The sequence below is a fragment of the Rhodoferax sp. genome (assembly GCF_037143375.1).
Taxonomy (GTDB): domain Bacteria; phylum Pseudomonadota; class Gammaproteobacteria; order Burkholderiales; family Burkholderiaceae_C; genus Rhodoferax.
Window position 1 is genome coordinate 1 of sequence record NZ_JBAWYV010000157.1, and the last position, 7,082, is coordinate 7,082.

The 7,082-nt window shown below is 60.3% G+C and carries 8 protein-coding genes; 7 read left to right on the top strand and 1 reads right to left on the bottom strand.

The window, feature by feature from the left end; genetic code table 11:
• The first annotated feature begins 149 nt into the window (after positions 1-149).
• From WCG50_RS16245 to WCG50_RS16270, 6 genes are read left to right on the top strand one after another with little or no spacing between them, the layout of a single operon-like run.
• A complete protein-coding gene (locus tag WCG50_RS16245) occupies positions 150-479 on the top strand; it encodes a TusE/DsrC/DsvC family sulfur relay protein (RefSeq protein ID WP_336900639.1) in 330 nt (109 codons plus the stop codon).
• Between the two features lie 2 nt (positions 480-481).
• Positions 482-1,099 (top strand): hypothetical protein, encoded by a 618-nt coding sequence (locus WCG50_RS16250; protein WP_336900640.1) that lies wholly within the window; start codon positions 482-484, stop codon positions 1,097-1,099.
• 11 nt (positions 1,100-1,110) lie between these two features.
• A complete protein-coding gene (locus WCG50_RS16255; RefSeq protein ID WP_336900641.1) occupies positions 1,111-2,046 on the top strand; it encodes a TauD/TfdA family dioxygenase in 936 nt (311 codons plus the stop codon).
• 20 nt (positions 2,047-2,066) lie between these two features.
• Positions 2,067-3,542 (top strand): 2Fe-2S iron-sulfur cluster-binding protein, encoded by a 1,476-nt coding sequence (locus WCG50_RS16260; protein WP_336900642.1) that lies wholly within the window; start codon positions 2,067-2,069, stop codon positions 3,540-3,542.
• Positions 3,543-3,568: 26 nt separating this feature from the next.
• The gene (locus WCG50_RS16265; RefSeq protein ID WP_336900643.1) at positions 3,569-3,958 is read left to right on the top strand and encodes a S24 family peptidase; all 390 of its coding nucleotides are present in this window, start codon (positions 3,569-3,571) and stop codon (positions 3,956-3,958) included.
• A gap of 11 nt (positions 3,959-3,969) precedes the next feature.
• A complete protein-coding gene (locus tag WCG50_RS16270) occupies positions 3,970-4,188 on the top strand; it encodes a hypothetical protein (RefSeq protein WP_336900644.1) in 219 nt (72 codons plus the stop codon).
• A 36-nt stretch (positions 4,189-4,224) separates the two neighbouring features.
• Here the strand turns inward: WCG50_RS16270 and WCG50_RS16275 are convergent, their stop codons facing one another.
• On the bottom strand, positions 4,225-4,611 hold the full coding sequence (locus WCG50_RS16275; protein WP_336900645.1) for a hypothetical protein: 387 nt from the start codon (positions 4,609-4,611) through the stop codon (positions 4,225-4,227).
• 183 nt (positions 4,612-4,794) lie between these two features.
• Here WCG50_RS16275 and WCG50_RS16280 point away from each other — a divergent pair.
• Positions 4,795-7,082 (top strand): AAA family ATPase (locus WCG50_RS16280; protein ID WP_336900646.1); only part of this gene is annotated, 2,288 nt, incomplete at its 3' end.

Genomic DNA, 7,082 nt, shown 5'->3' on the forward strand with positions numbered 1-7,082 from the left:
TTCAGCCTGATGCTGCACGCCCTGAAGCCAGATCAATCGATGCGCTTGCAGCAGCGCGGACTCGGCGCCAGTCGCCTGCTGGGTTGTGGAATATTTGTACCGCACAAGTCAGCGGCCGCGGTTTAATTTTTTATAAAGGAGTTCTGAATATGGCTTACCTCATCAATGGTGTCGAATACGAAGCAGACGACCTGGGCTACCTGCTGGAGCCGGTGTACGACGACGAAGCCGTGCGCGTCATCGCCGCTGCAGAAAATATCGAACTCACCGAGGCCCATTGGGAAGTGGTGAACTACCTGCGCGAGCAGTACCGCGAAGAGGGCGCAACGCCCAATTTCCGCAACATGCTCAAAGGGTTTTCTGAAATTCATCCCGGCGCGGACAGCAAATACCTGTACGACCTGTTCCCGGTTGGCCCGGCCAAGCAAGGCCCCAAAGTGGCCGGCTTGCCGCAGCCACTGGGCAAGGGTGGTTATTGACCGTGGCCAACATCCGGATCAAAAGCCAGTGGTTTCAGGCGGGTAGCGCCAAGACGCCGCAGCAAACCGCCAGTGCGATGGCTTTTATTGCCTGGCGCGTGGCGCAAAACACGCTCAAGCAAATGCGCTCGGCCCATTTCGACATCGAAATTGGGCCTCAGTACTTTGCCTTTACGCGGGAGGTGCTGGTGTTTTTGACGCAGGTGCTGGACCGCATGGCTTTTGAGCGCATGGGCCCCGAGGGGCGCGCCGAGTTCATCACCGCACTGGTGGTCCGTGTGGGCGAGGTGCTGCAGGAAAACGAGGACACCCTGCTGGGCGTGCCACCGTCTGGGCAGCCTAGCCACTTTGATGAATTCATTGACCTGTTCAACGAGTTGGCCGACCACTACGCTGAGTTTGGCTATGACGCAGCGGGGCCAGACTTTGCTTTTGTGCGCTATCTGGGCCACCGCATCGAGGCCCTCATGCCGCAAAAAGACCAGCGCTGGGTGGTCGATCAGATCATGGCCGCCGAAGTGCCACAAGCCGTCGAGATGCTGCAGCGGGCGATGCTGGGCGTCCTGTCCACCGAACCCCGTGCGCCGCGTAAATCACGCATCGCCACCACCGCTGATTGAGGAACACCCCCATGAACCACTCACCGTTCGATCTCGAGAACTCTGCCGCCTACGCGCACTGGCGTGATGCCAAGCGGGCCAGCCATCCCCGGCAAGCCAGCGATCTGATCGTCGACGTGGTCGATCCGCGCACCCTGAGCGCGGCCGAGTCGGACGCTTTGCTGCAGCGCTGCGCCACCGCCAACATGGCGATCTACCTCAGCCCGCTGTGCGCTGAAGACAAAAACATTCCGCGCCTGCTGGCGCAGCAACTGGGCTTGCACCGCCTCGATGGCAACTGGTTGGCCGATGAAGACGGGATTTCGCAGATTGCCGTGGCGGCCAAGCCCGGCGACCGTGGTGCCTTTATTCCCTATACCAACCGGGCTATCAAGTGGCACACCGATGGCTACTACCACCCGTCCTCGCGGCACATTCGGGCGATGGTGTTGCATTGCGTGCGCTGCGCCAGTGAGGGTGGCGAAACCGCCTTGATGGACCACGAGATGGCCTACATCGCCCTGCGTGAAGCCAACCCCGAATGGGTGCGAGCGTTGATGGCGCCCGACGCCATGACCATCCCAGAGCGGCTGGATGAAGACGGCGTGGCGCGGGCCGAACAGTCAGGGCCGGTGTTCTCGGTCGACCCTGAAAGCGGTGCGCTGCACATGCGCTACACCGCCCGCACTCGCAGCGTGCTGTGGAAGGACGATGCCACCACGCTTGCTGCCGTGGCATTTTTGGAGAAGTTGCTGGCCAGCGACGGGCCGCATGTGTTTCGCCTGACGCTGCAACCCGGCATGGGCTTGGTGTGCAACAACGTGCTGCATGACCGCGCCGGCTTTGTCGACGACCCTGCGCAACCCCGACTGCTTTACCGCGCCCGTTACCTGGATCGCCTAACCTTGCCTGAAATTTATAACAAATCGGCCTCTAGCCCCCGTTCTGTCTGCGTAAGTAGCTATTAATTTAATAGTAATTAAAAACCATGACGCATCAAGTTACCGTTTGGCGTGCGGCCCAGTTGCTGGGGGTGGCGCGTGGGGTGTTGCAGCAGCAGGTGCGCGACGGTGCGCTGATCCTCAACGAAGGCCTGGTTGCCACCGAAGCCCTGTTGCGGCTCTACCCCGATGCCCAGTTGGAAGAGTCGGGCTTGCTGGAGCGGGTGCAGCAAATTCGGGATGATGCCTTTGGCAAAAGGGTGCGCGAGCGTTTGCTGCCGAGCCAGGAGGTGCTGGCACAACGACTATTCGCACAAAGCCAGGAGCTGGCCGATGTGCGGCGCCATTTGCAGCGCTACCACGGTCTGGTGATTGCGTTGCAAAAGAGCACCCGTGAAAGCGTCGTAGCTCACCCGGGCGATGCTGACTGGCAGGCGCTGGAGCAGCAGGTCACGCAGGGTCTGGCGCAGGCATTGGCCACGGAGTCGGTCGGTTTACTGGAAGTGATGGACGATATGCTCAAAGTCATGACGGCTCAGGTGACGGTGCGCCCCAGTGGGCACGAGTTTGCGGTCGAAGGCCATGCCAACCTGCTGCAGTCGGGGCTGCATTCCGGCCTCAAGCTGAACTACGGCTGCGGCAACGGCAGTTGCGGTATGTGCAAGGTGCGGGTGATCTCCGGGGGCGTGGTGAAAACCCAGCACTTTGACTACCAATTGTCAGAAGCCGAAAAGGCGCAGGGCTACACCCTGATGTGCTGCCACACGGCGGCCAGCAGCGAGCTCACCCTGGAGATGCTCGAAGCCACTGGCCCGCAGGATATTCCCGAGCAGCAGATCGTGGCCCAGGTGCGTGCCATCAAGGAACTGGCACCCAACACCTGGCTGCTGCACCTGCAAACCCCGCGCACGCACCGGCTGCGCTTTTTGGCGGGGCAATCGGTGTCGCTGGGCTGGACCTTGCCGGGTGTGGGCGACATGCACAGCACCTACCCCATCGCCAGTTGCCCCTGCGATGACCGCAACCTGCTCTTTTTCATAGCCCGCGATGAAGCGGATGCGCTGTCCAGGCATCTGTTTGCCGGCGACATCAAAACCGGCGCGGCCGTGACGGTGCTGGGGCCCGCGGGCGATTTTGTGCTGGCCGACGGCCACCGGCCCCTGGTGTTTGCTGCCTGCGATGGAGGCTTCGCGCCCATCAAGAGTTTGATTGAACATGCCTTGTCGCTGGACGCCTCGCCCTCGCTCTCGCTGTTTTGGCTGGCCACCAAAAGCGATGGTCACTTTCAGGAGAACCAGTGCCGCGCCTGGTCCGAGGCGCTGGACCAGTTTGAATACGAGCTGGAGACAGACTCTGACGTTACCCGGGGCGCGCACCAGATCGCACTGGCCATGCGCGCTGACTTGTTTGACATTGACTGCGACTTCTACCTGGCCGGGCCAGAGGAATTTATCAGAACATTGCACGATGAGCTGCGTGCTGCAGGCATTGCCGAGGCGCAAATAGTGTCCCTGGTGCTCTAGGTTGAGCGCCATTTACGGAGATCAATATGCAGACATACACCACCGCTTCAGAACCCTCCAGCGCCATCTATGCGAAAGCCTCCATGGACGCCGCCGATGCCAGCTTGCCCGACTGCGCGGGCGGCGAATCGTTTGCGCTGATGGTGCTGGGCCACAGCATGACGCCAGAATTCAGCGAAGGTGAAATCATCATCATCGAGCCCGAAGGACTGGCTACCGACGGCTCCTATGTGCTGGCCTGGCTGAACGATGAATGGACCTTTCGGCAGTTGCTGCGCGCGGGCGACGCCTGGCGCTTGCACGCGCTCAACCCGGCTTTTCCCGATGCGCCGCTGGCTGACCTGGCCAGCGTGCGCGGCGTGATCATTCAAAAAGCGTTGCCCGGGCGACGCCGTGCCTCTAAACACTACATTTGAAAGACGGCACCATGCCTTACTACATCTACCGGGTCAAACCCTTTTCGCAACTGGACAAACTGGCTGAGTTTGACGCCTTCAACGACGCCTCGACCTGGGCCAAAGCGCTGCGCGCCGAAGAGGGTTCCGCCGTGACAGGAAAAGTCAAAGTCATGTTTGCCGATAACGAATTGCAAGCAGAAGAACTGTTGTGCCAGGTGCGCGTGGCTGGACCGCGAGGCGATGAGTGAGACGGTCGTAACTATGCGCAGAACAGAGCAGGCCGCTTAGCCTCTGACCTTGCCAATCATGTGGTTGATCACATGGCTGTGCTCATGCTGAGGGCTGAACATGACAATGTCCGCGTCTGCCTCAACTTTGACATTGTGCCCAGGGGGCCAGTAAAACAGATCATTCGCTTTGACGGTCTCTTGCTCGCCTTGCGCGTCGGTCGTGGTGAGTTGGCCGCGTACAACAAAGCCCCAGTGTGGGCACTGGCATAAATTGCCTTCTAGCCCCTGAAACAGTGGGGTGGTATCGACGCCGGCCGAAAGACTGAAGTACTCGCCGCTGATCTTGCCCAATCCGGTTGCATCGCCAAAATCTGTTCGCTGACGGATCACGGCGCCGGGGATTTCCATCTTGATGTCCACGTTATCTTTGGCGATTCGCATAGTTGATTCTCCTGTTGGGTTGAAGGTCGCTGCGTGATCAATGCTTTTGCATTCCAAACTCGCAGTGGTATTGCACACCTTTGGCATCGACACCGGGTCTCCAGGAAGTAGACAAAAAGGGGGACAAATGCGGGGAGCCGGGACATAATTCCTCGATCCGGGCAACAAGGACAAGGGCCGCAGATGAATGAGCAGGACAACTCTTTCGGATACTGGCTGCGACGGCGGCGCAAGGCGCTTGACCTGACGCAGGACGCGCTGGCACAAAAAGTCAGTTGTTCGCAGGCTGCCATCAAAAAAATTGAAGCCCAGGAGCGCCGACCGTCGCGGGGACTGGCGCAACGCCTGGCCGAGCATCTCGCTATTCCCGCACACGATCGGGCAGCATTTCTGCAAGCTGCACGTTACCTGCAAACGTCCGAAAGCTTGCCATTGGCTGAGGTGCCCATCGGGGCCATGACGGCTCCTGCCCGCAATGTGCTGGAACCTGCAGACGATCACAAGACCCCCTTTGTGGGGCGGCACAAAGAGTATGGTCAGTTTTTAGGCCTGATTGCCAGGCAGACGACTGGCTGCGGTCAAGTCGTGCTGATTGAAGGTGAAGCGGGCATCGGCAAGAGCCGACTCATGAGCGAGGTGGCGGCTTATGTGCAGCAACGGGCTATGCCCATGCTGGTCACGAATTGCTACGAAATAGAGCGTGCCATCGCCTATCAACCGGTCATTGACCTTGCCACTCAGGCGTGCCGCACCGCCCCCGAGGCGCGATTACGCCAGATTACCCCGACGCTGCAGGCTGAGATCGCCGCACTGGTGCCGGCCATGACCGAGCGCCTGCTTGACCTGCCGCGCCTGTCGGCGGACTATCCCGAAGCGCGCCAGGCGCGTTTGTTTCAGGCGCTGGTGCAGCTCTTTGACGCGCTGGCGCAAGGCCGACCGTTGGTGGTCATGATCGACGACATTCAATGGGCCGACGACGCCAGCCTGCAATTCCTGCATTTTTTGGCGCGCCAGATTGCGAATAAACCGGTTCTATTGGTCTGGGCGTACCGGGGCGAAGAACTGGACAACAACCAAGGTCTGATCAGCTTGCTGGAGAGCCTGCGCCGTGAATCGCACACGCAGTCAATGGCGCTGGCGCCGCTCGGGCCGGAGGACACCAAAGAACTGCTTGTCAAGTTGAATGACCCGATACTCAGTGCGCCTCATTTCGCGGACCGGCTTCACGGTGAATCTGAGGGCAATCCCTTTTTTCTCTGGTCGATCATGCATTCACTGAGCGAAGACAATGGCGCGCTTGGCGATGCGGCAAGCCTGTCGCTACCCACTGCCTTGCGTGACTCGGTGCGCGTGCGTCTGGCCCGCGTGCCCTCTGCGGATCGGCCGCTGCTTGATTTGGCAGCCGTGCTCGGGCGTCGTTTCGACTTCGAGACCTTGCTGGCGCTGACCCATTCGACCGAGGAGACTTTCCTGCACACCATGGAATCTCTGGTGAAGCGTCGGCTTTTACGCGAAGACTCCGAGTGGGGTTTCTATGATTTCAGTCACGACAAGGTGCGCGAAGTGGTTTACCGCGATATCGGCAAGGCCCGCCGCGTGTTGCTGCACCGCGCCGTGGCAGAGTTTTTGGAGCAGCAGCCGACCCGCAGTGTGCATGAGCGCGATGCCCACTTGGCCGAGCACTATGAGCGCGGGCACATGTGGTCCAAGGCCGTGCATTACCTGGGCCTGGCCGCCGAGCACTCCCAGAAGCTGTTTGCCATGCGAGAGTCGCTGCAGTGGTTTGATCGCGCCGTGGCTTTGTTGCAAGCCCATCCGGACGTGGCAACACCAGCGCAGCAACTTGCTGTGTACGAGCAGCGCGGCGTGGCGCGTGCGCAGGCCGGGCAGATCGACGGAGCGGTGGCAGACTTTCAAAAAGTGATCGTTGCGGCGCGCGCCGTGGGCGAGCATGCACATGCGCGAGATGTCTTGACTCTGCTCGGTATGGCCTATCGGCGCGCCGATGCCTACGAGCAGGCCATTGTCTGTCTGGATGAGGCGCTCAAGGTGTCGCGTGCTATGGGGGATGAGCGGCATGCGGCCGATACCTTGTACCACTTGGGGACGGTGGCTTGGAGCAACGGGCGTAACGATTTGGCGATCTCGTACCACCAACAAGCAGTGGATATATGTGAGCGGTTGGGCCTGACGGATCTGGTGGCTGTACAGGCTTTTCATGGTCGGGGGGAGGCGTATTTCGCCAGCGCTGAGCCTGTTGCGGCCATCAATTCATTTTCGCGATCTCTAGCGCTAGCGCGCGGCATCGGTGACCGGAGTTATGAGTCGGAGAACCTGATGATGATCGCTTGGTCCTGCACCGGTCATATGGGACTGGCCGATTACCCGCAGGCGATTGTGCAGTTCGACGCGGCTCTCGACATTGTTCGCACCGCTGATCTGCAATGGCATCTGGGCCCGACTCTGATTGG

What these genes read in the sequence shown, in the direction of transcription:
- WCG50_RS16270 (WP_336900644.1), top strand. Translation starts at nt 3,970, where the DNA reads ATGCCTTACTACATCTACCGGGTCAAACCCTTTTCGCAACTGGACAAA.
- WCG50_RS16245 (WP_336900639.1), top strand. Translation starts at nt 150, where the DNA reads ATGGCTTACCTCATCAATGGTGTCGAATACGAAGCAGACGACCTGGGC.
- WCG50_RS16265 (WP_336900643.1), top strand. Translation starts at nt 3,569, where the DNA reads ATGCAGACATACACCACCGCTTCAGAACCCTCCAGCGCCATCTATGCG.
- WCG50_RS16275 (WP_336900645.1), bottom strand. Translation starts at nt 4,611, where the DNA reads ATGCGAATCGCCAAAGATAACGTGGACATCAAGATGGAAATCCCCGGC.
- WCG50_RS16255 (WP_336900641.1), top strand. Translation starts at nt 1,111, where the DNA reads ATGAACCACTCACCGTTCGATCTCGAGAACTCTGCCGCCTACGCGCAC.
- WCG50_RS16260 (WP_336900642.1), top strand. Translation starts at nt 2,067, where the DNA reads ATGACGCATCAAGTTACCGTTTGGCGTGCGGCCCAGTTGCTGGGGGTG.